The following is a 25,527-nucleotide window of genomic DNA, read 5'->3' as shown; positions in this document are numbered from 1 at the left end:
GCCGATACATAGTATCGCCTGCCAATTAGGACAAAGAAGAAATTTTAGATGACTCGGTCATCAAACAGCGGAATTCGAGTAATGCGGCTGATGCTGTGCATGTAGTCAAGTACTGGTGCCGTCCATTCAACACCTTTAACCATGGTCAGATTGCGCAGTAATGGAAATAACAGAATATCTTCTATGCCAAATGTACCGCTGGCACCGCAATCGCTGATAAGTAATGGTGACAATGCAATCAAATCGGCACTCAGGCGCTTAATATAGATTTGGCTGTTAAGCAGATGTTGTTGAAAATCGCCATAGATAGCTGTTTTTTTGTTAACAAAATAATCTATGGCACTTTGAGTTGCAAATTCGGGCAGATTAATACTGATGCAGCGCGGCAAGGTAAGGAAATTGCGGTAAGTATCTACAATTTTTATCCAGCCTTCAATTTCGGGGCGAACTGTGCTGTTTAATAAAGTATCACCGGCAAGCTGGTCGATATAGTGCACAATATCCATGCTTTCACCCATGGCACTGCCATCGTCTTTCATCAAAATCGGTACCATTTTCGTGCCGATTAGTTTATTAGGTGTGTCTTCATCATCGTTGAGCAGGTAAATATTTTCTACTGGTACGATTTTTTTACCACATATCATGCGGACACGTACACAGTAGGGGCAATGGTCATAAAGATAAAGTTTCATTCTGGTTTCCTTGTTTAGTATATTGTGTGAATTAAAGAGATGCTGTTTGCGCTGTCTGGAACACATTTATTAGGTATGAATGTTGTAATTAGCCTCTTGATGATGATAAATGTGCAGTAAAATACTTTCTTTACATAATATTTTTAATTTTAAAAAATCTGGTTTTTTGAATTATTTTTTAATAAGAATTAATTGATATTATACATATATTAATTAATTTTAGTTCACGGTTTTTTCATGAGTTGTGATGAGTTTAATCAAGTTTTAAATTTTTTTAAAAATTTACAGGCAAGTTTAACTGAAGCTCTGACACAGGAGGATGGTGCTGCGGGGTTTGTGGCAGATGAATGGTCTGGTGGTCTGGGCAAGGGATGCAGTATGGTGCTGAAAGACGGTGCTGTGTTTGAGCAGGCTGGCGTAAATTTTTCCCATGTAACGGGTAAAGCGATGCCAGTTTCAGCAACACAGCAACGCCAGTATCTGGTTGGTGCTCCGTATGAAGCCATGGGGATATCACTGGTAGTACATCCGCGTAATCCATATGTTCCAACTAGCCATGCCAATGTGCGTCTGTTTGTGGCCTATCCTGAACAGGCCAAGCCGGTTTGGTGGTTTGGCGGAGGTTTTGATCTGACGCCATTTTATCCATTTACGGAAGATGTGGTGCATTGGCATCAGGTGGCGCGTGAGGCGTGTTTGCCATTTGGTACAACGGTATATACCGAATTTAAAGAGTGGTGTGATCGTTATTTTTATCTACCACATCGGCAGGAGCAACGAGGTGTGGGCGGTTTATTTTTTGATGATTTAAACCGTTGGGATTTTGCACAGTGTTTTGCTTTTGTACAGACGGTAAGTGCAGCTTATTTACAGGCATACCTGCCTATTGTGGCACGACGTAAAAATATGATTTATGGAGAACGGGAGCGACAATTTCAGTTATACCGGCGCGGGCGCTATATTGAATTTAATCTGTTGTGCGACCGCGGTACGCAGTTTGGTTTGCATGCCGGCGGACGCACTGAGTCAATTCTGATGTCAATGCCGCCTTTAGCCCGCTTTGAATACCAGTACGAACCAGGAATGGGTTCTGCTGAAACCCAGTTGGCAGAATATTTGCGTATACACGATTGGCTGGCAGAAGCCGAAACCTGTCCGGTTTAGGCTGATAGCGAATCCTTTTGGTTTACTGTTTGTTTAAGAGCTGTTGGCAGGGTAATGCGGTAAGCAGACACAGGCTCACAGGCATGATAAAGTCTGGTGTGATATTGGTTATTTCCAGTACAAATAATATGGCGGTGAGGGGCATTTTTTGCTGTATGGCCAGAAAAACGGTGGCGCCAGTCACCACTGCGGCAATAACGGGCACTGATGGTAGTACGCTGTTCCATGCTGTGGCTGCCAGTAATGCGATGAGCCCGCCGAGCATCATTGAGGGGGTAATAAAGCCACCATAAGCGCCGCCACGGGTTGCCAGCAGCAGTGCCAGCCATTTGCTGATTAGCAGTGCCAGAGCGTAATGCCAGCCAATACTGTCATTAAACAACAGTTCGTTACCGGCTTTGCCATTACCCAGTATTTCTGGTAACCATATAGCCATGACACCAATTAATATAAAAGCAGCTATACTGATAAAAATCAGTTTGGGATTACTACGAGCGGCTGGTTTACAGTAGGCCAGCTGGCGTTGTAACAACCATGAGCTGGCAACGATTACCGGGCCGAGCAGCAGTGCCCAAATTAATAGAGGGCTGTTCAAAGTAAAGACTGGTAGCTGATAGGCTGGCAAGCTGCCTAACCCCAGACGGGCGACCCAGGCAGCAGTCGTACAGCAGATTAAAGCAGCGATAACATGATTACGCTGAAAACTGAATAGTAAGGTTTCCAGCGCAAAGAGGGCACCGGCTAGTGGCACATCAAAAACTGCAGCTAGACCGGCAGCCGCACTACAGGCCAGCAGGATTTTGCGCTCCTCAGTGCTGATAGATAAGCGACGGCTAATATAATCAGCAAGTGCCGAACTGATTTCACGTGGTGCTGTTTCACGTCCAAGGGGAGAACCCATACCTACGGTAAATATCTGGAGCAGGCCATGAATCAAGGTGGTAGTTAGTGGTATAGGCGTGGCACTGTTACCGATTGCCTGTTTGATATCAACCAGTTTGGAAGCATAACGGTGTAGTAAGAACCAACCTGTGCCGGCAACCACGCCACAGCCGCTTAAGGCCAGTAGCCGATGTGTAGCGCTGGTTTGTTCGACTATGTTACGAAAAGTGATGCCATTAACGCGGGAAATTCCGTAAACTATCTGCTGAATAAGATGCAATAAGCCGATAAGCGCCATGCCGGCCACACCTGCAATGGCACCACAGAGCAATAATAAGGCTATTAGTTTAGGGCTTAATTTGGCCATATCACTATGAATTTGTAGTAGATAAAAAGTGTTTTTTATATTTTAAATGACTATATTGTAAACGTCAGTACAGGGATTGCCGAATTTTGGCATGTGTCTGTGCTAAAATTAAGCTATTTTGTCAGGATTTTAAAGGAAACATTCCTGTGATCAGTACCAATAATATTACGATGCAGTTTGGCGCTAAGCCATTGTTTGAAAATGTGTCAGTGAAATTCGGTGGCGGCCATCGTTATGGTTTGATTGGTGCCAACGGATCAGGTAAATCAACTTTTATGAAAATTCTGGGTGGTGATCTGGAACCTAGCAGTGGTGAAGTTGCCATCGATCAGGGGTTGCGGCTGGGTAAGCTGCGTCAGGATCAGTTTGCATATGAAGATATGCGGGTGCTGGACGTGGTGTTGATGGGGCATACGGAAATGTGGGCAGCTATGACAGAGCGTGATGCTATCTATGCCAATCCAGATGCTACTGAAGATGACTATATGCGCGCGGCTGATTTGGAAGCTAAGTTTGCCGAGTATGACGGTTATACGGCTGAGGCACGTGCCGCCGAATTGCTTGCCGGTGTGGGTATTGATGAGCATTTACATAATGCCAGTATGAGTGAAGTGGCGCCCGGCTTTAAACTGCGCGTACTGCTGGCGCAGGCACTGTTTTCTAAACCGGATGTGCTGCTGTTGGATGAACCCACCAATAATCTGGATATCAATACCATTCGCTGGCTGGAAGGGGTATTGAATAGCTATGAATCTACTATGATTATTATTTCACACGACCGCCACTTCCTAAATGAAGTGTGCACTTATATGGCCGATGTGGATTATGGTGGCATTACACTGTATCCGGGGAATTATGATGATTATATGCTGGCTTCAACTCAGGCTCGTGAACGTACCCTGAAAGACAATGCCAAAGCCAAGGAAAAACTACAGGAATTGCAGGAGTTTGTGGCGCGTTTTTCTGCCAATAAATCCAAGGCACGGCAGGCAACCAGTCGTGCCAAACTGGCAGACAAGATCAAGGCCGATATGGTAGAAGTGAAGCCATCCAGCCGTCAGAGTCCGTTTATCCGCTTTAATTTTGACGATAAGAAAAAACTGCACCGACAGGCGCTGGAAGTGCAGGAATTATCCAAACGGTTCGACCGGCAATTGTTTAACAAGTTAAGTCTGATGCTGGATGCTGGTGAACGACTGGCCATTATCGGCCCGAATGGTGCCGGTAAATCCACTCTGCTGAAATTACTGGCCGGTGCATACGATGAAGCCTGTAACGAAGGTATCAAGGCAGATACAGGTACAGTTAAATGGGCGGAAAAAGCACAGGTAGGCTATTATCCGCAAGACCACGAAAATGATTTTGATGTACCGATGACTTTAACTGAGTGGATGCGCCAGTGGGGTAAAGAAGGCGATGATGAGCAGGTAATTCGCGGTACGTTGGGGCGCTTGCTTTTTGGCAGCAATGAAGTGGGCAAGCAGGTGCAAGTACTGTCGGGCGGTGAAAAAGGCCGTATGCTGTATGGCAAGCTGATTTTGCAGGAACCGAATGTGCTGGTGATGGATGAACCCACTAACCACATGGATATGGAAAGCATTGAAGCGTTAAATATGGCGCTGGAAAAATTCCCGGGTACGCTGGTGTTTGTATCTCATGATCGCCAGTTTGTTTCCAGTCTGGCTACGCAGATTCTTGAGCTGGATGGTGAAGGCGGCTTTGAGTATTATCTGGGTGATTATGAAGGCTATCTGGCCAAAAAAGGTTTGGTCTGATTGTGTGCTGACTGCCTGTGTTTACAGGCAGTTTTTTTATATGGGAGAAAGATAATGAATATAGACAGGAATGATACGGTAAAGCTGGTAGACTGTACGGAAAAAGAACACGCGGCAGCCATTCTGGCACTTTTTAACGATACTATTGCTGGTTCTACTGCTCTGTATGATTATGAACCGCGCTCACTGTCATTCATGGAAGGCTGGTTTGCAGCCAAGCGTGCGCGCAACTGTCCGGTAATTGGTGCAGTAAACGGGCAGGGAGAACTGCTGGCCTTTGCTTCATGGGGTGCATTCCGAGATTATCCGGCTAATAAATATACTGTAGAACACAGTGTGTATGTACGCAATGACTGCCGGCGGCAGGGGCTGGCACGCAAGCTGATGCAGGAGCTGATTACGCGTGCACAAAAGGCAGATATGCATGTATTAATGGGTGTAATTGATGCAGCCAATAGTGGCAGCATAGGCCTGCATGAGCAGCTTGGCTTCAAACATGTGGGCACATTGCCGCAGATTGGTTTCAAGTTCGGCCACTGGCTGGATGCGGCGCTATACCAGCTCATTCTGGAAACACCAGCGCAGCCTGTGGACGGCTGATAAACACATGATGCTGTTTCAGGCGATTTTCAGCCACCAGTGTACGCTTAGTAAACCGAGTATGGTGAGCAGTAAGGAACCGCCTGTATGCAGCAGCATATGGGTTATGGCAATAGCATAGCGTTGTGACTGGAGTAATTGCACAGATTCGAGCGAAAAAGTTGAAAAAGTAGTCAGTCCGCCAAGAAAACCGGTGATGACAAACAATCGCCATTCGGGTGCAATATTCACTAAATGCATAAACAGGCCACTGGATAGGCCAATCAGATAGGCTCCGATCAAGTTGGCCACTAAGGTGCCATACGGCAGACAGGAATGAAGTGAATTCAGGCTGATACCCAGCAGCCAGCGCAAAATGGCGCCCAGCGCAGCTCCGCTGGCGATGGCGAATAAAGATAAATACATAATGAATTCAGTAAAAAATATGGATATAGAGTTATTTATTTTACGCTAAAGCAGTATCCTATATTGCTATGAGCAACTGAAATGACTACGCTAGGGTTTTAGTCACTGTAAAAAGTATTAATATGAATTTAACCGAAACCAAAATTACCAGCAAAGAAATTTATCGAGGTTCATTTTTAAATGTGTTTGAGGATACAGTCAGTTTGCCGAATGGCAATCAGGCACAGCGGGTAGTAGTACAGCATCCCGGCGCTGCTGCGGTACTGGCCGTGACTGCTGAACAGAAAGTGGTACTGGTAAGGCAGTGGCGCTATCCGGTGGGAGAGGCATTACTGGAAATTCCGGCGGGCAAGCTGGATGGCAAAAATGAGGATCCGGCTGATGCAGCCTTGCGGGAGCTGGCGGAAGAAACCCCTTATACCGCAGCAGAAGTTAAACTTATTCATACTTTCTATACTGTGCCCGGTTTCGGTGATGAAAAAATGTATCTTTATCTGGCGGAAAATGTGCAGCCCAATAGTGCACTGGCAGCAGATGAAGATGAGATTCTTGAACCATTGCTACTAAGTCGGGATGAAGTGCGTACAGCATTGGCTAATAACCAGATTCATGACGGCAAAACTCTGATTGCCTTACAGTACTGGCTATTGTATTGCTAAAACAGGAGTAAGCCATGATGCAAATCGTTCCATTACCAGCCTTGTCGGATAATTATATCTGGTTGTTGCGGCAAGGGAATCAGGCAATAGTAGTAGACCCGGGTGAAGCGGCCGTGGTGAAGAATTATCTGGCTGCACAGGCGTTAAACCTGAATGCTATCTGGCTTACCCATGCACACCATGACCATACTGGTGGTGTAGCAGCGTTAAAGCAACACTATCCCCAGTGTGAGGTTGTTGGTTGGGGTGAGTGGCCCGAGGTGAACAGGGCAGTAAATGAGGGTAGCGAATTTGAAGCCTTTGGACAACGGGTAGCTGTATGGCATATTCCCGGTCATACTGCTGATCATCTGGCTTATATATTGGCTGATTCTGCCGGCCAGCAACGGGTATTTTGTGGTGATACGCTGTTTAGTGCCGGTTGTGGGCGGGTATTTACCGGAACTATGGCACAAATGTTTGCCAGCTTGCAGCGCTTAAACAGCTTGCCACAAGATACTTTATTCTATCCGGCACATGAATATACGGCAGCTAATTTAAAATTTGCTCAGGCTGTAGAGCCTGATAATCCGGCAATCAGGCAGGCATTATCGCAGACAGCAACATTACCCACATTACCGGTAAGTTTGGCACATGAACGTGATATCAATCCTTTTTTGCGTACCAGCCAGCTGCCAGTTATCACTTCAGTAGTGCAGAAAGGATTGCCTGAGCAGCAGTCCACTGAGCCACTGGCAGTATTTACCTGTTTGCGGGAATGGAAAAACCGTTTTTGATTACGGTATAGGTTACAGCATGTTATCATTGAGCCAGCATAATAATGAAGGAATATATGAGTTGAAACAGGGCTGAATGATAACAATTGATGATATCGGCCAGTGAAAGATTTATGGCGCTTTCAGCCTGTCAACCTGTCTGAATATGAAAACAACTTCGCCATACTGTATGAACTGGACACAATTATTAAGTGCCCAACGTTTTAAACCGGATAATGGCTGTATCGTGCCTACTGTGACCGCTTCCAGTGAAGAAGGCGCGGAGGCTTTACGTACTGATTTTCACATAGATTATGATCGTGTGGTGTTTTCCAGCGGTTTTCGTCGTCTGGCACGTAAAACGCAGGTGCATCCGTTTGCTTTGCATGACCACACGCACAACCGCCTCACTCATAGTGTTGAAGTAGCCAGTGTGGGGCGTAGTTTGGGCAATCGTGTCGGCGTTATGCTGGCTGCCGGTAATTTTTTACCACCGGGCAGTCATGCTGCCGATATTGGTGCGATAGTACAGGTAGCCTGCCTGGCGCATGATTTTGGTAATCCGCCATTTGGGCATACCGGTGAAGATGCACTGCGAGAATGGTTTCGTGACCCGCAGCATGCGCATTATTTACAGCAACTAAGCACTGCCGAGCGCAATGATATTGAAACTTATGAAGGTAATGCACATAGCCTGCGACTGGTGGCCAGTCTGGAAATGTATCAGAACGATGGCGGTATGCGGCTCACCGCAGCAGTTATCGGTGCCTTGCTGAAATACCCCTGGACAAGTTCGGCTGAGCAGGGACGGCATAAGTTTAATATCTATCAGACAGAGCTGCCTTTTATCCGTTGTGTTGCTCAGCAGCTTGGCCTACCACAGTCAGGTAAAAATCACTGGGTACGGCATCCATTATCTTATCTGATGGAAGCTGCCGATGATATCTGTTACGCCTTGCTGGATTTGGAAGATGCAGTGGAGCTGGGCTTATTACAGGTTGATGAAGTAGAGCAAATCCTGTCCAGACTAACCAATAAAGAATATGAATGGCATTCGTATGCTAGTCAGGAACGTTGTGCTCGTTTGCGTGGTATTGCTATTGGCCGCGCGGTAGATGATATTGCGCATACTTTTATCAAACACCACGGTGATTTATTAAATGGCTCCTTTCGCGGCAAAGATTTACTTGCTCTGGCCAGCCCGGACGTAAATGAGGCACTGCATGCAGCCAAGGAGCTGGCACGGACAAGGATATTCCGCCACCAGAGTAAGCTGATTACGGAAATCGCTACTTTTCCCTGTCTTGGTTCGATACTGGGCTTGCTGGTACCGGCTGTGTATGCATTTATTAAAACCGATAAATTAAGCAAACGGCAGGAGCTGGCCTTATCCTTATTGAAGGAGCAGAAGCTAAGCAGAGACGATGGTTTGTATCTGGCCTATATGAAAGTGCTGGATTTTGTCGGCGGCATGACGGATAACACCGCAGCGAAACTGGCGCGTGAGGTATCCGGTATTGGTATGTTGTAGATCTCGTGCCTGAAGCTTATATAAAATAATTATATAAATCATAAATATAAATATTTATTTCATTTTTACCCCCGTTTTTGCTTGCCAAAGAACAGATTATTGCGTATTATCGCGCTTCTTGATTTTCGGTGACTCTTAAACGAGTTCGAAAGCAATGCACCCGTAGCTCAGTTGGATAGAGTATCTGGCTACGAACCAGAGGGTCGGGCGTTCGAATCGCTCCGGGTGCACCATCAAGCCAACGCGCCCATCGTCTAGCGGTTAGGACATCGCCCTTTCACGGCGGTAACCGGGGTTCGATTCCCCGTGGGCGTGCCAGATTCTGAAAACCTGCTTGATTTTTTCAAGCAGGTTTTTTATTTTGTTTATAATTTGTCGCTGTGATGTATTTATCAGGCTGCTATTTGTTTCAAAAACCTTACTTATTAGTGTGCTAACTGGATAAGTTTTAATCATGTTGCGGATACAGCGGAACTCAACTTATACACCCAGATAAGCGGCACGTTGAGACAGCCAGCGTTGCAAATGCTTATTGACTACTTCTGGTTGCTGGCTAATCAGTATCGGTGCCAGATCACGAGCTTTTTCCAGTAATGGCAAATCTTCTTCCAGATTGGCAAAACGCAGCATGGGCACACCACTTTGGCGTGCTCCCAGAAATTCTCCCGGGCCACGGATGTTTAAATCTTGTCTGGCAATCTCAAAACCATCAGTATTTTCATAAATTACTTTCAGGCGCGCTTTAGCCAAATCGCCCAGCGGCTCACTAAACAGCAATACACAGCGACTGGCCGCAGCGCCACGACCCACACGCCCGCGCAGTTGATGCAATTGCGCTAGTCCCATACGCTCCGCGTGTTCGATAACCATCAGGCTGGCATTAGGCACATCCACACCCACTTCAATCACAGTGGTTGCTACCAGTACCTGAGTACTGCCTTCGACGAATGCCGCCATCACAGCCGCTTTTTCTGTAGGTTTCAGACGGCCATGTATCAGGCCTATGGTCAGTTCCGGCAAGGCAGCCTGTAATTGGGCAACAGTATCCACTGCTGTTTGTAGTTGTAAGGTTTCCGATTCCTCAATCAATGGGCATACCCAATATACCTGCCGCCCCTGAGCGCAAGTATGCTTCACAAGTTTTTCCACTTCATGCCGGCGCGCACTGTTCACCAGACGGGTTACTACCGGCGTGCGCCCGGGCGGCAGTTCATCAATCACCGAAACATCCAGATCAGCAAAAAAACTCATTGCCAGTGTGCGCGGTATCGGTGTGGCAGACATCATCAACTGATGTACATCATCTCCTTTATTCTTTAAGGCTAGACGCTGGGCTACACCAAAGCGGTGTTGTTCATCAACAATAACCAATCCCAGATTATGAAAAGCCACATCATCCTGAAACAGCGCATGCGTACCAACGGCCAGTTGAATCGTACCGTTTGCCAGCTCATTTTTGGCCTCTTCGCGGGCTTTTTTGCGCACACTGCCGGAAAGCCAGGCAATCCTGATTCCCAATGGCGCAAACCATTGCTGAAATTTCAGGTGATGCTGTTCAGCCAGAATTTCTGTGGGCGCCATTACCGCTACCTGAAAACCCGCTTCCATTGCTGCCGCGGCAGCAAGTGCACAAACAATAGTTTTGCCACTGCCCACGTCTCCCTGCAATAAACGGTGCATCGGATGTGTTTGTGCCAAATCATTAGTGATTTCAGCAATGGCACGCTGTTGTGCCGTGGTTAAGGCGAAACCCAGATTAGCCAGTAAAGGTTGACTGATGCGTCCGTCACCACATAAAGCTGTGGCGTGACCACTCAAACGTTGCTGGCGAGCCAGCCGCATTGACAATTGCTGTGCTAGCAATTCATCGAATTTCAGCCGCTGCCATGCTGGTAAAGTACCTTCATGTAAGTCCCGCGCCGTGTACTCGGGTGGGGGAGAATGCAAAAAAGTCAGACTTTCCAGAAAGGGCGGTAACTGCAATTGTTGTAATAGCTCGGCTGGCAGGGTATCGTCGGCAGGCAGATGCTTAAGCGCAGCCTGAATCAGGCGGTGTAAAGTGGGTTGATTCAGTCCATTAACTGTAGGGTAGATTGGTGTCAGGCTTTCGGCCAATCCTTTGTCGATATCAGTACGAATTTTGGGATGTACCATTTCATCACCAAAAAAACCATGTCTGATTTCACCCAGCGCACGAATCACATTGCCTTCTGCCAGTTGTTTTTGCTGACTAGGATAAAAATGTAGAAAACGCAGATACAAAACATGGCCGGACACATCTTTGACTTGTACTACTAACTGTTTGCGTGGACGAAATTGTATTTGCTGATGGATTACCGTTGCTTCAATCTGTACCGGTGCACCCGTCTGGGCATCAGCAATTGGAGTGATATGAGTTTCGTCTTCATAGCGTAAAGGCAAGTGCAGAGCCAAATCCCAGATATTACTGATATTGAGCTTGGCCAGTTTGGCAAGAGTGCCGGCACTAACTGGAAAAGGAAAAGCAGTAGTAGACATGGTGAAACAGTTAAAAGACATAATGCAATATTGTTACCATAGCATGTTTAACCGCATATCGCTATTCTGGCTGGCTTTGCCTCAGTTGATGACAGATAAATGACTGGCGATTATTTAACAGGTTTGTTTACCACAAAAATAAACCCGTTTTGCTAACCGGTAATTTTTTTCCGTAGCAAAACGGGTAGCTTTTCAGAAGCCATTAATCCTGTCGTTCTACTTGTGTTACATCACGTACTGCACCGGTATCAGCACTGGTAGTCATTGCGGCATAGGCGCGTAAAGCAACGGAAACATGGCGCTGACGTTGTACAGGTTTCCATGCACGGGCACCGCGGCTTTCCATCTCTGCACGGCGTTGCTGTAATTCAGTATCGGATACAGCCAGATGAATCCGGCGTGCAGGAATATCAATTTCAATAATATCGCCTTCGTGTACCAGACCAATATTGCCCCCTTCAGCTGCCTCTGGCGAAGCGTGGCCAATCGACAAGCCGGATGTGCCACCAGAAAAACGGCCATCGGTGAGCAGGGCACAGGCTTTACCTAAGCCTTTGGATTTCAGATAGCTGGTTGGATAAAGCATTTCCTGCATGCCGGGGCCGCCTTTAGGGCCTTCATAACGGATAATAACCACATCACCTGCCACAATCTGATTGCCCAGAATGGCTTCAACCGCCTCATCCTGACTTTCAAATACGCGGGCACGACCGCTAAATTTAAGAATACTATCGTCTACACCGGCGGTTTTCACCACACTACCACGTTCAGCCAGATTGCCAAACAAAACCGCCAGACCGCCATCCTGTGAGTAGGCGTGTTCTTTATCACGGATACAGCCATTTGCGCGATCCAGATCAAGCGATGGCCACATACAGTTTTGTGAGAAAGCTTCGGTTGAACGTACACCACCCGGTGCTGCCTGATAACGTTGTTTTGCCTCTGTATTGGCCGGATCGCTTGCATCCCAGTGTGCAATCGCATCTGCCAGCGTGGGCATGTGGACAGTATGCACGCTGGTATCTAGCAGGCCGGCACGATTGAGCTGGGACAGAATGGCCATTACTCCGCCAGCGCGATGTACATCTTCCATATGATATTTCTGCGTAGCTGGTGCAACTTTACACAGACAGGGTACATGCCGACTTAACTGGTCAATATCGGCCATTTTGAAATTAACCCCAGCTTCGGTAGCTGCGGCAAGCAGGTGCAATACTGTATTGGTAGAACCGCCCATAGCAATATCCAAACTCATGGCATTATTGAACGCTGCCTTGGTGGCAATGCTGCGAGGAAGAATACTGCTATCATCCTGCTCATAATAGCGTTTGGCTAATTCAACAATACGCCGTCCAGCTTCGAGAAACAGTTCTTTACGTAATGCATGGGTAGCCAGTAAAGAACCATTACCGGGTAAAGATAAGCCCAGTGCTTCAGTCAGACAGTTCATTGAATTAGCCGTAAACATGCCGGAGCAGGAGCCGCAGGTAGGGCAGGCACTGCGTTCTATACTGGCCACAGTTTCATCGCTGATTTTATCGTTACCGGCTTCAATCATGGCATCAATCAGATCCAGCTTGCGCATCTGTTGCTGTCCACTAGTCGTGGCGATGATTTTACCGGCCTCCATCGGGCCGCCGGACACAAATATGGTTGGAATATTCAGGCGCATCGACGCCATCAGCATGCCCGGGGTAATTTTGTCACAGTTGGATATACACACCAGTGCATCTGCACAATGGGCATTAACCATATATTCAACGCTATCGGCAATCAGGTCGCGTGAAGGCAGACTGTACAGCATCCCTTCATGACCCATGGCAATGCCGTCATCTACGGCAATAGTATTAAATTCTTTTGCGATACCACCGGAACGCTCAATTTCGCGTGCGACCAACTGACCAATATTATGTAAATGCACATGGCCGGGAACAAACTGAGTAAAAGAATTGGCGATGGCAATAATAGGTTTGCCGAAATCATGATCGGCAACCCCAGTTGCGCGCCATAGTGCACGCGCACCAGCCATATTGCGCCCGTGTGTAGAAGTCTGTGAACGGTATTGTGGCATGATCATTCCCTTGTAATGTTTTTTTATCTGTAAATGTAAAACAACTGCCAGCATGGTACGCAGGCAGTTGATATTTGTAAACTCAGGATTAAACTTTAATTACAATGGTTTTGGCCAGATAGTCTTCTAAAGTGCGCCGATAGGTTGTGGTGCGAAATAACATAAACAGACAAATAATATAAAAAAATAACGAGATAAAGTTAGGCTTACTTAGTACAGTATAGATATCTGGATAAAAAATCAGATTCAATAACAGACCTATTATGGTTAAGGCAACAGCAGGAATTATTGTACGGAGTAAAACAGTTCCAATAAAACCGAGATTACTACCATCTATCCCGATAACCTTTATTCTTATCAATTTTTTACCAAAAGATTGACCTTTTGTACTCATCATAATGCACTGACCAATAAAATACATTAATAATGGAACTAAAGCAGCCAGTATTATACATATTTTCTCGGCTAGGGCACTGTGCAACATTTTGGCTAAAAGCCCAAAAAAGTGTGCCCAGAATTATACTAAGATGAAAAATGAGCCAGTTAATTAAAACAGTAGCAATACGTATCCACGGAGAGGCTAGTTCAACTTCTATTTCATAATCATCTGCTAGGCTACTATTGGATGAAGAGGAAAAAAATTAATCATATGTAGGATTATCCATAAATAAATATAAGATATATTAAAGTTATATAATAAAAAATTTATTTTTACAGAATAAATAATATTTTATATTTAATTTGTTAACTTATAGCTAAATTGACAAAATATAAATCATTAACTGAACGGATATATCTGCTGTTTATATAAATAGTAATGCAACTGTAATTATAAATTTCTACTTAATTAGAAAGCATTAAAGTAATTATTCAATCTATAAAATCTTTTGCAGGTGTTATTTAGCAGCTCTGTATTTAACTTAACTGATTAATGATAATTGGTGTATTAGTAGCGATGAATATTTATGTCACTATGACGTTATACTTTGATTACAATTGTGTTAGCAAGATAATCTTATAAAGTACGGCGATTAGTCTTTTTGAAAAATAGCATAATTAAACAAATAAATGGGAATATAAGTTTACGTAAATATATAATTATAATCAAAGTGAATTGCGTATTAAATGAGGATAGTATGAAGTTAATGCTTGTTGGTGTGAATATAAATAATAATGCTAATCCCACGAGAATATTAAATAAAATCTCACGCATCAGTACCGTACTAGCAAACCCAGAATTTTGTCCAGTGGTTTTGATGACTTTGATTTTCATGAATCGTTTACCAATAGATTGTCCTGTGATACTCATCTGTATAGTTTGCCAAAGTGCAAAAATGGTTACTGGTAAAATAATATATAAAAATATACTTGATAGATCATGTGTTTTTTCAAAAACAAACAGCAATCCAAAAACAGATGAGACTGGTTCAGTAGACTGATAGTCAGAAAGAAACCATAATTCAAAAGGTCGTACAATATTTTGTCCTAAGGCCTCAGATTCAAAATCAAATGTTGCGTTGTAAATGCGCAGACCTATAAAAATAATAGAATAATATATTGCATTATTAATTAAGTATGCTGCAATTCTCCTCCACGGGGAAGCCAATTCAACTGCAACTGATCCACGGGATTCAGTCATAAACAATTTTGATTGATTATTATTTGAATCTGAATGTTGTTGTGTGTTTACTATCATTGAATCTATCCCAAATTTTGTATGTTTTGCTTTTATAGATAACTGTTAATTCTGTTACTAAATTTTATGATAAATCGACTTATCGCACTTTTCCAATTCTGAATGGATACTGTCTTTCTTCCATATAATATTTTAGCGTAGCCGGTACAACTTTACACAGACAGGAGATATGGCGGCTTAACTGATCGATATTAGTAATCCTTGCATCAGTAGTAGCGGTATGGATAATACTATCATCCTGTTTATAATATAGTTTATCTAATTTAACAATATAGCGGTCGGTTTCGAAAAACAGTTCTTTACGTAAAGCATGAATGAGCAGTATTCTAATCGGCAGCACTAGTTATCCAGCATAATATATGCGCACCAGCATATGCGGGCCATTGATGTTTGTAGATTCAAGGCTGACTTTTGATTACAGTAATTTTGCCAACAAATTTCCAGTGTAAGCCTAGATTTATTTTTTCGAGATAGTATATGTTAATATATATTATCTATATGATTATTATATGACTATTTCTCTACTTTTATAACTATTGTTCTGGCTAAATAATCCTGAAGGGTACGTTGATTTGTACTTTTTCGGAAAAGCATAATTAGGCAAATAAACGGAAGCAGATAAGCAAATAACAATTCAGTAGCTAGCTCGGGAAAGTTAAATAAATGAACAAATATAGCTACAAAAGTAACTGAAATAATTTCCGCAATTATATTAAAGATACCTTCACGCAGTAATACAGTACCAACAAAACCTGGATTTTGTCCGTCAATGCCAATAACTTTAATACCCATCAGACGTTTGCCAAAAGATTGTCCGGTTTTGCTCATTTGTATAAATTGAAAGATAGCATAGATTAATAGAGATATAGAAATGCATATTATTAAACTTAGAATTACAATATCTTCAGACTTAGATCGTAAGACAAATTTAACAAAAAAAAGAGAGAGTATAACGCCAATAAATGCAACCAAAGTTAATAATAGACTGTTAATAATATATGCGCTAATTCTGTTCCAGGGACTGGCAAGTTCCACTTCAATTTCCATATCTGCTGTATGGTCATATTCATGATTATTTATTGAAAAGTTTTCTTGGGTATTAGACATAGTTGATTTTTCTAAAAATTAGTTGATGGAAATTGAGTAAATAACATTAATCGTTACTTCTGCTTCAATTAGTATGCATAAAACTATAAAAAATACTGTTAAATATTTTAAAGAATATTGCTTATCAATTCTATAATTTTTTGTAATCAATATTCAACTTCGATTTTTATACTCTTATCAGTTTTTCGATAGAGTATAAATAATTACGTTACAGTTAGTGATGGGTGGTGCTTGATGAATAGCAATGACAACTTTTATTGTTCAAATTAACCGGTTTTCTATTGAGCGATTAAATGATTGCTGGTTTGAACTATTGATTCGCTATCCATACTGAGTATTAAATATCTTATACAGACTTAGTAACAATACCGTAACACCTACAATTAGAATATCTGATTAACGTTTGGGAATTCTAACTTTTATAGGCTTCTCAGCCATTCTATCTCTGACAACTATTGTATCAGCCAGAAAATCCGGTAATGTTCGTCGCTGCCATTTATTAATAAATACCATAGCCGGAAAAAACATAAAGACAAAATAACCAATACCTAAAGTTAATGAACCTATTATTACTACTATTAACTGATATACGATTTCACGCAAAATCACATTGCGTACAAAGCCGGGATTATCACCATTGGTTCTGATTACCCTGAGATTTAGCATGCGTTTACCTATTGACTGACCATATTTAGTCATCCAGTTTATTTGCCATGCAGTAAAAATAATCAGTGCCATTATCGTTAAACAGATTATAGTCAGCGTTTGCGGTAGTGTAAGCCAGTCCAGAAAAAACTCTGTTAACTCATCTGAATCATACTCTTCCTCCATAGCTTCAAATAATGCTGATAGTGAATAGATAGATATAGGCAAAAAAATGATATATTGGAATAGCTGATTGATGGTTATTGCACACAGGCGATAGGCAGGTGTGGCCAGCTCTAGTTTTCCATCTGCCAATGCCGGCATAGATTCTATGTATTGATCAGAACCTGATGCGCTTGGTTTGATACGATATTGTTTTCGCATATCAGTATTTTGATAATATATGTAATAAAAGATGTTTTATTGTAAGTAAATGATGAGTATCCTGCAATACTGATTTTTGATGAAATAATATGTAAAATATATATTTTTAATTGTGATTAATAAAAAACAGACAGGTTGATTGATCAACCTGTCTGTTTTCACTTTTGGGGTGCCAGATTCTTTATGAAGGAACACGCAATTCTGCTGAGAGCTTATCCAGAATGCCATTGATAAATTTATAGCCATCTGTACCACCGAAAGTTTTGGTGATTTCAATAGCTTCGTTAATAATTACCGGATGTGGTGTTTCTGGCATGGCTGACAGTTCATGGCAGGCCATTAACAATACCGCCCGTTCTACCGGATTGAGTTCATCTTCATGCCGATCAAGCAAAGGGCGGATACGCTTCATGTAATCGCGCTGGTTGTTATAGGCACCAAAAAATATCTGGGCAAACAACTCGCCGTCTGCCTTGGCAAAATATTCATTGTCACGGATATTCTGCGCAATAATGGCTGCTGATTCTTCTTTGTTCAACTGTGCCTGATATAGCGCCTGTACGGCAAACTGACGTGCACGGCGACGAGGGGTAATCATTGACATGTATACAATGTCCTTGTTAAGTAAATAATCAATATTGGGTTTTGAGCAGATTGGCCATTTCTACTGCCACCACTGCTGCTTCGCTGCCTTTATTGTGCATACGTGCCAGTGCCTGAGCATCGTTTTCAGTGGTGAGGATGGCATTGGCAATTGGTATCTGGTGATCCAGACTAACACGAGACACGCCAGCGGCTGCTTCATTGGATACCAGTTCGAAATGATAGGTTTCACCGCGGATAACTACACCGATGGCTACTAATGCGTCAAATTTACCGCTGTGTGCCATGCTTTGCAATACCAGCGGTACTTCTAATGCCCCGGGCACGGTGGCCAGCGTAATATCGCTATCCTTAACCCCCAGTTTTACCAAACGTTCAGTACAGGCTTTAACCAATTGAGCACCAATTGGATTAGTGAAACGTGCCTGTACGATGCCTATGCGTAGGCCAGAACCATTGTATTCTGGGGTGATGGTATTCATTTGATTTCCTTTTTCTTCAGTTATGCCATTGGCGTGGTAGGTGAACCAGAATAAAATACTTTTATAGTGAGCATTCAGACGCCAATGTTTAGCATCCTGATTTTACCGAATTTGTCGATAGCGTGGAATCTTTAAGCGGTTTTTTTCTGGCTGCTTCTGGGTTTGAGTGACCCCAGATATATGGCCAGTAAGGTTAGTGCTGTGCCAGTCCACTGCACTGTATTAATTGGTTTATTAAGAAAAAAATAATCAATTAAAATGGCGGCTACCGGCTCACTTAATAATAATAGGCCAGTTAAAGTTAACGACAGTAGCGGCACCGCATAAGCAATCAACCCCCAGGCAAAGCACTGCATAACCACACCATATATTATGACCATAAGTACATCTGCCATATTCGTCGGCCAGAAATGGCTTGAATCAATCAATATGCTTGGCACAATTAAAGTACTAACTGCACCAACACTTATCAGTAGCATCAGTGGAAATAATGAAACCGTTTCTGCCTGATGCGCCTGCTGGATACAGGCCATGGAGGCAGCCATGGCTGCACCGGAAATTAAGCCGATAAAGATACCGTATCCACCATGGGTATTATGTCTGAGCTCTGGATGGGCAATCAGTAAAATGCCGACGACAGACAGTAGCATGCTGAATAGTTGCAGTTTATTTTGGCGCTCGCCAAAGAAAAACCACGCAATTGCAGCTAGAAAAAATATCTGCATGCTGTTGAGTAAAGTAGATATCCCCGGGCCAACGGCGTGAATGCTTTCATGCCAGAATGCTAGATCAAAGCCTAAAAATACGCCGGAAAGAATGCAAAAACGTTTTGCTTTGCCGCTTGTGGGTAATTTTTGTCCAAAATGCCGGCTGAGGTACAGAAAAACAATACCACCAATCAATACGCGCCATAAGGCGATAGCATAGGAACCAATGGAGACAAATTTGACAATCAGGCTACCCAGCCCGAATACAATGCAGCCAAAAGTTAAACCGAAAGCAGCCCATTTTTGCGGGGTCAGTTGCATTAAATACCATCCTTGAAAAACAGCCATTACAATAGGCTGTCTGAATGATGTAATGTCCCTATCCGGTAACATCCCATCATTTAGACAGCCTGAGGGGGCGTATTGTATTTCAAATGTGCTACTAAAATATATACTTGTTTAGTAAAGAAATATTATCTAGCTGGCTCTTCGAATCCGGTTACTTCAAGGCCAAATCCGTTCAGGCCGGTAAAGGCTGAAGGTTTGCCCATAACTCGCATGCGTTTTACTTGCAGGCCGGCCAATATCTGCGCGCCAATACCATAGGTTTTACTATCCCATTGTCTAGCCTGGTGTGTACCTTTGGGTAAGGTGCGGTCGAGTAGGGTGGCACCTGTTTCAGTGCGGTGCATCAGAATGATTACGCCGGCATCAGCCTGCTGTATGCGTGCCATGGCTTCAGGTAGTGGCCAGGTATGCAGTTGGTCTGGTTGCAGAAAATCCATGGCACTGAATGGTTCATGTACCCGTACTAGTACTTCTTCAGCATTTGCCGGATTGCCTTTTACTAGAGCCAGATGGGTTTCACCTGATAATTGATCCACGTATACATGCTGAGTGAAATCACCCCAGGTAGTATGGATATTATTAACGCCGAGTTCTTCTATCAAGCTTTCATGGCGGCTTCGATACTCAATCAAATCAGCAATGGTACCGATTTTAATCCCATGCTTTTCTGCAAAAAGCATTAATTCCGGCATGCGTGCCATAGTACCATCGTCATTGATGATTTCGCAGATAACCGCAGCCGGAATCAAACCGGCCAGTTTGGCTAAATCAACACTGGCTTCGGTATGCCCAGTGCGCACCAGAACCCCGCCTTTTTGCGCGCGTAATGGAAAAATATGGCCAGGCTGAACAATATCTTCTGCTCTGGCCGTAGGAGATACTGCTGCCTGTACGGTATGAGCGCGGTCTGCGGCCGAAATACCGGTAGTAATACCGTGTGCTGCTTCAATGGAAACGGTAAAATTAGTACCATACTGAGCACCATTATTCTGGGTCATCAGAGGTAAACGCAGGCGGTCGACAATTTCTTCTTCCAAAGGCAGACAAACCAGGCCGCGGGCGTGTTTAATCATGAAATTTATTGCTTCTGGTGTGACAAACTGTGCGGCCATAGTTAAATCGCCTTCGTTTTCACGGTTTTCCGCATCTGTAAGAATAACCATTTTGCCGGCTTTGATATCGGCAATGATTTCTGGGATGGTGGCAATACTCATGATAGTAGACAACGCTTTCTTAGCAAAATAAACGCTATTGTACTCTGGATTGGTGGCGGCAGCTTGCTTTTATCAAAAGGCTGATACTTAAAATATCAATAATAAATTAATTCTGTTTTTTTGTTTTTCTCTGCTCTTTAAACTCAATATATGAAACTAGGAAACTACGAATAATTTATAAATTAATATCAAGCGGATTGCTGTATGTATAACAGCATGATTACTGCATTGGCTTTATCGAGCGAAGTGTGAAATATTTATCAGGCTTTTATTTTCAGAATAATATTAGGTTTCTGCTCAATGGGATAATCTGCACCACCTTTGAAATACCAGTTAGTAAGATATACGGCCAAAATTGCTGCTGGCAAAATCAGAAAGCCGCCGCCGATAAATAGTATCAGCGATATAATTGTGTTAGGTATGCCACAAATACAGCCAATAACAACCAGTATTTTTAAGAACAAATTAGACGTAACATTAAAAATCCAGCCGGTTATCATGATTAAAAGTATCAATATGGCAAAAAAGGCCATGATGAATAAAATATCACCTGAATTTAGTGTTATATCGTCGGTAAATACTTTAACCAACTTTAAAATAGGCATTTTCCCGCCATCTGCAATGAGTGCCAGCAACATAGGCCACGAACTGAAGATTAAAGTGGATAAAGAGCATATTACGCGCTGTAAGAAAACTGCACCAATACATTCTTTTGTCATTTTTATTCTCGCTTATTACAATAAACCTAATCAAAATCTGATGATTCAGTAATCAAAAAAGTAAGGTTTTAACATACTGTTTAATATCATAAGGGACTTTTTTATTATAACCAATTTTTCATAAAATTACAAAAATTAATATTTTATGTGGAGTAATATAATTTTGCTAAACAACTAAATGCTTACAAATAATTGTGTGCGGTAAAATGGAGATAGTTTTATATTGCTGCACATAGGGCTGTTGATAAAAGGCAATTGTTATATTATAAATTTGATATATAAGTGAAATAATGTAATTTAGAAATATAAATTTAATTTTATTTGTTTAAGAAAACTAAACTTGGCGACGATAAAGGTATATTGAAATAGCTAAAGAAATTATTGACTATTAAAATTATAATTTGTATATTAATGTAAATTAATGTGTGTTAAAAAGAAAGCAATGGGCGGTATTATGAATTATTTTAAATCATCAATATTTTTTTCTCGTTTAGCTTTTTCAATTTTTGCATTGTTTATAACTGTTGCTCCCTTTTGGATTTTTATCTATTTTGTTATTTTAAATCTTGTTGATAAGAATGAAAAAATTTCACATTTACTATGGTGCTGGTCAGCGTATTTGGCATCGGTCATTATTATTGTAATGATAATCGGTTGGATAGTTAATGTTAAACCAAATTTATTTTTTAAAGTCATGGTTATTACAGGGACATGTTGTGCTATTCCCCATGTAGTGATCAGTTTTATTAATTTGTCTGGAATAGTAATCTTACCTCTGGATATATTAGCCTGCTATTTGGTGTATTGGTATTTGAAAGGTTGGCAACCTTATGTATCTGAACCTAAACCTGCGTTGAAAATGAAGATTAAGCTAGGCTAATTCGAATTTATACTTAATGCGGATAAAAGCTTGCATTTGAAGTTATAACTTTTAAAACCTAAAAGTCATTAATAGTATGAGATGTAATTAAAATCATTTTATATAAAAAATTATCTGAAGCTATGTTTAGTTTATGTATTATCTTTGATAAACGGTTCTTTAAGTTAACATACATATTTAAATGGAGGTCGATATGGAAAAAGAATATACCAATACCACATTTGTAAAACGTTTTTTGATATGTCTAGGTTCCTTGATTATCGGTTCACCATGTTTCTTTATCGGAATTGTAGGAGATGGAAAAGCTTTTCCAGTTTTACGTTTTTTGCGCATTCTTCCAATGCCTGAATACATGGATAATAGAGATATTTTTTATTTTACACTGGGTGTGATGGCTTTCTTTGCAACAGTAATATTATTAATTATGATGTTCGGGTGGATATTTAATGTTTCTTCTAATCGTTTTCTAAAAGTTCTTGTTGTTATTGGTTGTTGCTGTGGTTTACCTAATGCTTTTGTATGCCTGACAATCGGCAGTATGCTTATGGGAGTTGGTTTATTAATTTTGCCTGCAACATTGTTGGCTTGTTATTTGGTTCGCTGGTATTTAAGGGGAGGGGCAAAGTATCAACCTGAAGTTAAACCTGCGTTGAAAATGAAGATTAAGCTTGGCTAAGCAGTGTTTATAATGATGCAAATAAAAGTTTGTATACGCAATTAACAACTTTTTAATTAAGAATAGCTCTGATAAAATTACTGTGTATGAAAATTAGCTCGATTAACCTCATCAAGAACCTTGATGAGGTTGTGAGACATTCTATTCTTTTGGGTTTACGCCATATTTGTTGTCACCCGGGGTGGAGTCTAACAGCATAAAAATAAATAATATTATTGATCCCAAAAATGGTACCATAGTTATTAAACACCACCAACCAGACCTGTTTGTATCATGTAAGCGGCGTACTGTAACTGCCAGACTTGGTAAAAAAAACGCCAGTATTAAAATTACTTGAACCAGTTTAGCTAAACCTTGCATTCCCAAAATTTTCAGAAGTATGCCTAGTGCCAAACCTATTAAGAAATAAACTAATGTAAACATCCAATATTCTTTACGGCGAGCACGACCTTGAAAGTTTAGGTAGTTTGTGGTAACACAACTGATGAACCAATTCATATTGCTTTATCCTCTTTTTTAACTTAAATAAATAAAATACTGCAATAAAAGTATTATTTTAAATATAAATAAACTAAATATGGAATATTTGTTAATATTTAATATAAATTAATAAATATTAACAATTTAGATTTTATCTCAATATTCTTATCTTTTAACTATATTCCTTATTAAGTAGTATTGATACCAGTACAGCTTATTAATATGTTTTCAATCTTCTTATGGCTAATAAATTGTTTTAATTATTTTTTATTGATAATTGTTGTTGCTATATCAGATGAATAGATACTGGATATATAGAAACTTGAAAATTATAAATTTTTAGTAAGACTTGATATGGAATAGTATAAATTGTTACCACATTGTCATTACAGCTCATGTTCTTTTAATACTCTATTTTGATAGGATGTTTTTGTTTTTTATAGGGGGGTAGGAGAAAGCAGTAAAAAAATTTTCCAATCTATAAATTTTGAATGTTTTATCTATGCGATAAAGATATGGATATTTATGAAGACCTTTACTTTACCATTAGAAGTAGTGGCTTTTTTGTAACAGTAATATTCTTAATTATGCTATATGCGGTGCTTTTTAGAGTTTGCTTTGAATGGATATTTAATAATCATGGCCACTGCTGTGGTATACCTAATGTTCTATTCTGTCTGTTGTCTGGAACGATGGCTTTTGGAATGGGATTGTTAATTTTGCCAGCTGTAATATTGTCAATATACCTTACTGGCTGGTATTTTTGGAACAGGACTAGTGATGAAATCAGTCAATGTTAGAAGGTAAGTCACCAGTTCAGTTCCGCAAGAGAGATGTTGTTTACTAAGTGTTTTTAATGCTTATCACCCAATTTATTAATATAGCCTATTCTATGCATGTTACATTGTTAAGATGTGAGTTATATGATAATTTTCTAATTGATTTGATTATAAAAATTATATGGTGGAACCACGGTGTTGCCCAACCGTGGTAAACAGATTCGGAAATTAATTAATATTTGATTTAGCTGCATGCTGTTGCATGTATTTTTGCACGGTATCAACAATTGCTTGCGTTTGTGCATCTATTTCCAGATTAATGCAATCATTTACCTGACAGCTTCCAAACAGGGTTCGGTTCATGGTTTCGGGAATCAGATGTACATTAAATTCAGTTTCGGTTACATCTCCGATAGTAAGACTGCAACCATTGAGGCCAATAAAGCCTTTGGTGAGGATATAGGGTTTGGCGTTATCCGGGAGGTTAAACCAGACGGTACGATTGTGCGGGGTGTCTTCAATCCGGCTGATGGTAGTGGTGGTAAAAATATGACCGCTCATGACATGGCCGCCAATTTCATCACCATAACGTGCTGCACGTTCAATATTCACTGCGTCGCCCACTTGGAGTTGTCCCAGATTGGTTTTGGCCAGACTTTCTGCCATTACATCGAAACATACTTCATCGCCCTTGATGGCAGTAATGGTGAGGCAGCAGCCATTATTGGCGATGGAAGCGCCAATACAGAGGTTGTCACTGGTGCCTTGAGGCAGGCGCACCTGTAGTGTACGTAGCTGATGGTGCTCATTGATGGCGGTGACGATACCTAAACCCTGAACGATGCCTGTAAACATTTATTTCTACTTTCAATAATAATCAGATATATGGTTTGTGTTTGGTTTTCGCAGCCTTTAAGCGTGCTTCTTTGCGAATGACACCTTCCTGAAAACGGCGAGCCTGTTCTTCGCTGTCTATGTTTAGTGGTGGTATTACAGTGGGCTTACCGTTTTTATCAACAGCTATCATGCTAAAATGGCAGCTATTAGTATGACAGGCACTGCGGTGCTGAATATCTTGCACCTCTACTCGGATGCCTACTTCCATGGAAGTACGTCCTACATGATTGACTGAGGCGTAGAAGATAACTAGCTCGTCTGCGTGAATAGGTACTTTAAATATTACCTGATCCACCGATAATGTTACTACATATTTACCAGAATAACGACTGGCATAGGTATAGGCTAGCTGATTCAGCAGTTTGAGTAAATTGCCACCATGTACATTACCATGAAGTTTGCTAATACTTTGGTAATTAGTACCGGCATGGCGAATTGATGTTGCGCACCTTGCGGTAGGCATGGTGTAGGTATGATGGAATTACTTTTGAT

22 protein-coding genes, 2 tRNA genes and 3 pseudogenes are annotated in these 25,527 nt (G+C 41.7%); 10 read left to right on the top strand and 17 right to left on the bottom strand.

Translation table 11 applies throughout. From position 1 onward, the window contains the following. Positions 1-44: 44 nt before the first annotated feature. Positions 45-692: a glutaredoxin 2 gene (gene grxB, locus BGI33_RS12725; protein ID WP_100091535.1), complete on the bottom strand. Its 648-nt coding sequence runs from the start codon at positions 690-692 to the stop codon at positions 45-47. Between the two features lie 237 nt (positions 693-929). Here grxB and hemF point away from each other — a divergent pair, with 237 nt between their 5' ends. Continuing rightward, on the top strand, positions 930-1,856 hold the full coding sequence (gene hemF, locus BGI33_RS12720) for an oxygen-dependent coproporphyrinogen oxidase (RefSeq protein WP_100091534.1): 927 nt from the start codon (positions 930-932) through the stop codon (positions 1,854-1,856). 22 nt (positions 1,857-1,878) lie between these two features. Here the strand turns inward: hemF and BGI33_RS12715 are convergent, their stop codons facing one another. Further along, positions 1,879-3,105: a chloride channel protein gene (locus BGI33_RS12715; protein WP_100091533.1), complete on the bottom strand. Its 1,227-nt coding sequence runs from the start codon at positions 3,103-3,105 to the stop codon at positions 1,879-1,881. 146 nt (positions 3,106-3,251) lie between these two features. On the opposite strand from BGI33_RS12715, the gene BGI33_RS12710 reads away from it, so the two are divergent. Continuing rightward, a complete protein-coding gene (locus tag BGI33_RS12710; protein ID WP_100091532.1) occupies positions 3,252-4,880 on the top strand; it encodes an ABC-F family ATPase in 1,629 nt (542 codons plus the stop codon). Between the two features lie 54 nt (positions 4,881-4,934). Next, positions 4,935-5,480 (top strand): GNAT family N-acetyltransferase, encoded by a 546-nt coding sequence (locus BGI33_RS12705; protein WP_100091531.1) that lies wholly within the window; start codon positions 4,935-4,937, stop codon positions 5,478-5,480. A gap of 18 nt (positions 5,481-5,498) precedes the next feature. On the opposite strand, the gene crcB is transcribed toward BGI33_RS12705, so the two are convergent. Beyond that, positions 5,499-5,885 (bottom strand): fluoride efflux transporter CrcB, encoded by a 387-nt coding sequence (gene crcB, locus BGI33_RS12700; RefSeq protein ID WP_100091530.1) that lies wholly within the window; start codon positions 5,883-5,885, stop codon positions 5,499-5,501. Positions 5,886-6,007: 122 nt separating this feature from the next. On the opposite strand from crcB, the gene BGI33_RS12695 reads away from it, so the two are divergent. The 5 genes from BGI33_RS12695 (at position 6,008) to BGI33_RS12675 (ending at position 9,148) form a co-directional block, all read left to right on the top strand. Further along, positions 6,008-6,544: an NUDIX hydrolase gene (locus tag BGI33_RS12695; protein WP_100091529.1), complete on the top strand. Its 537-nt coding sequence runs from the start codon at positions 6,008-6,010 to the stop codon at positions 6,542-6,544. 17 nt (positions 6,545-6,561) lie between these two features. After that, on the top strand, positions 6,562-7,320 hold the full coding sequence (gloB, locus tag BGI33_RS12690) for a hydroxyacylglutathione hydrolase (RefSeq protein ID WP_373885456.1): 759 nt from the start codon (positions 6,562-6,564) through the stop codon (positions 7,318-7,320). A 169-nt stretch (positions 7,321-7,489) separates the two neighbouring features. Continuing rightward, complete coding sequence (locus BGI33_RS12685; protein WP_100091570.1) at positions 7,490-8,830, top strand: deoxyguanosinetriphosphate triphosphohydrolase; 1,341 nt, start codon at positions 7,490-7,492, stop codon at positions 8,828-8,830. Positions 8,831-8,986: 156 nt separating this feature from the next. Beyond that, positions 8,987-9,063 (top strand) — tRNA-Arg (locus tag BGI33_RS12680). Between the two features lie 10 nt (positions 9,064-9,073). After that, positions 9,074-9,148, top strand: a tRNA-Glu gene (locus BGI33_RS12675). A 162-nt stretch (positions 9,149-9,310) separates the two neighbouring features. On the opposite strand, the gene recG is transcribed toward BGI33_RS12675, so the two are convergent. The 11 genes and pseudogenes from recG to BGI33_RS12615 form a co-directional block, all read right to left on the bottom strand. Further along, the gene (gene recG / locus BGI33_RS12670; RefSeq protein WP_100091569.1) at positions 9,311-11,347 is read right to left on the bottom strand and encodes an ATP-dependent DNA helicase RecG; all 2,037 of its coding nucleotides are present in this window, start codon (positions 11,345-11,347) and stop codon (positions 9,311-9,313) included. Positions 11,348-11,549: 202 nt separating this feature from the next. Next, positions 11,550-13,418, bottom strand: a complete 1,869-nt coding sequence (ilvD, locus tag BGI33_RS12665) for a dihydroxy-acid dehydratase (protein ID WP_100091568.1) — start codon at positions 13,416-13,418, stop codon at positions 11,550-11,552. Positions 13,419-13,506: 88 nt separating this feature from the next. Then, positions 13,507-13,917, bottom strand: a pseudogene (locus BGI33_RS12660) (RDD family protein); the annotation flags it as partial. A 516-nt stretch (positions 13,918-14,433) separates the two neighbouring features. After that, on the bottom strand, positions 14,434-15,057 hold the full coding sequence (locus tag BGI33_RS12655) for an RDD family protein (protein ID WP_180297046.1): 624 nt from the start codon (positions 15,055-15,057) through the stop codon (positions 14,434-14,436). A gap of 570 nt (positions 15,058-15,627) precedes the next feature. Further along, positions 15,628-16,221 carry an RDD family protein gene (locus tag BGI33_RS12645; RefSeq protein WP_100091524.1) on the bottom strand — a complete coding sequence of 198 codons (594 nt, stop codon included), beginning with the start codon at positions 16,219-16,221 and terminating at the stop codon, positions 15,628-15,630. 396 nt (positions 16,222-16,617) lie between these two features. Further along, positions 16,618-17,250: an RDD family protein gene (locus tag BGI33_RS12640; RefSeq protein ID WP_100091523.1), complete on the bottom strand. Its 633-nt coding sequence runs from the start codon at positions 17,248-17,250 to the stop codon at positions 16,618-16,620. Between the two features lie 181 nt (positions 17,251-17,431). Continuing rightward, positions 17,432-17,848, bottom strand: a complete 417-nt coding sequence (nusB, locus tag BGI33_RS12635; RefSeq protein ID WP_100091567.1) for a transcription antitermination factor NusB — start codon at positions 17,846-17,848, stop codon at positions 17,432-17,434. Positions 17,849-17,882: 34 nt separating this feature from the next. After that, the gene (gene ribH, locus BGI33_RS12630; RefSeq protein WP_100091522.1) at positions 17,883-18,335 is read right to left on the bottom strand and encodes a 6,7-dimethyl-8-ribityllumazine synthase; all 453 of its coding nucleotides are present in this window, start codon (positions 18,333-18,335) and stop codon (positions 17,883-17,885) included. A 131-nt stretch (positions 18,336-18,466) separates the two neighbouring features. Further along, the gene (locus BGI33_RS12625; RefSeq protein ID WP_100091521.1) at positions 18,467-19,363 is read right to left on the bottom strand and encodes a DMT family transporter; all 897 of its coding nucleotides are present in this window, start codon (positions 19,361-19,363) and stop codon (positions 18,467-18,469) included. 152 nt (positions 19,364-19,515) lie between these two features. After that, a pseudogene (ribBA, locus tag BGI33_RS12620) lies at positions 19,516-20,598 on the bottom strand (bifunctional 3,4-dihydroxy-2-butanone-4-phosphate synthase/GTP cyclohydrolase II); the annotation flags it as partial. Between the two features lie 266 nt (positions 20,599-20,864). Continuing rightward, positions 20,865-21,209: a hypothetical protein gene (locus tag BGI33_RS12615; protein WP_100091520.1), complete on the bottom strand. Its 345-nt coding sequence runs from the start codon at positions 21,207-21,209 to the stop codon at positions 20,865-20,867. A gap of 535 nt (positions 21,210-21,744) precedes the next feature. Here BGI33_RS12615 and BGI33_RS12610 point away from each other — a divergent pair. Both BGI33_RS12610 and BGI33_RS12605 read left to right on the top strand, forming a co-directional pair. Beyond that, positions 21,745-22,203 carry a hypothetical protein gene (locus BGI33_RS12610; RefSeq protein ID WP_100091519.1) on the top strand — a complete coding sequence of 153 codons (459 nt, stop codon included), beginning with the start codon at positions 21,745-21,747 and terminating at the stop codon, positions 22,201-22,203. A 193-nt stretch (positions 22,204-22,396) separates the two neighbouring features. Further along, a complete protein-coding gene (locus BGI33_RS12605) occupies positions 22,397-22,879 on the top strand; it encodes a hypothetical protein (protein ID WP_100091518.1) in 483 nt (160 codons plus the stop codon). 141 nt (positions 22,880-23,020) lie between these two features. Here BGI33_RS12605 and BGI33_RS12600 read toward each other — a convergent pair whose 3' ends face one another. The 3 genes and pseudogenes from BGI33_RS12600 to BGI33_RS12590 form a co-directional block, all read right to left on the bottom strand. Then, positions 23,021-23,377: a DUF805 domain-containing protein gene (locus BGI33_RS12600; RefSeq protein WP_100091517.1), complete on the bottom strand. Its 357-nt coding sequence runs from the start codon at positions 23,375-23,377 to the stop codon at positions 23,021-23,023. 989 nt (positions 23,378-24,366) lie between these two features. Further along, positions 24,367-24,993, bottom strand: coding sequence for a riboflavin synthase subunit alpha (locus tag BGI33_RS12595; protein ID WP_100091516.1), 627 nt, complete (start codon positions 24,991-24,993; stop codon positions 24,367-24,369). A gap of 22 nt (positions 24,994-25,015) precedes the next feature. After that, positions 25,016-25,464, bottom strand: a pseudogene (locus BGI33_RS12590) (acyl-CoA thioesterase). Positions 25,465-25,527 lie beyond the last annotated feature (63 nt).

This window comes from Snodgrassella alvi (assembly GCF_002777425.1).
GTDB classification, from domain to species: Bacteria; Pseudomonadota; Gammaproteobacteria; order Burkholderiales; family Neisseriaceae; genus Snodgrassella; species Snodgrassella alvi_B.
This window is presented reverse-complemented; position numbering and strand designations above follow the sequence as displayed.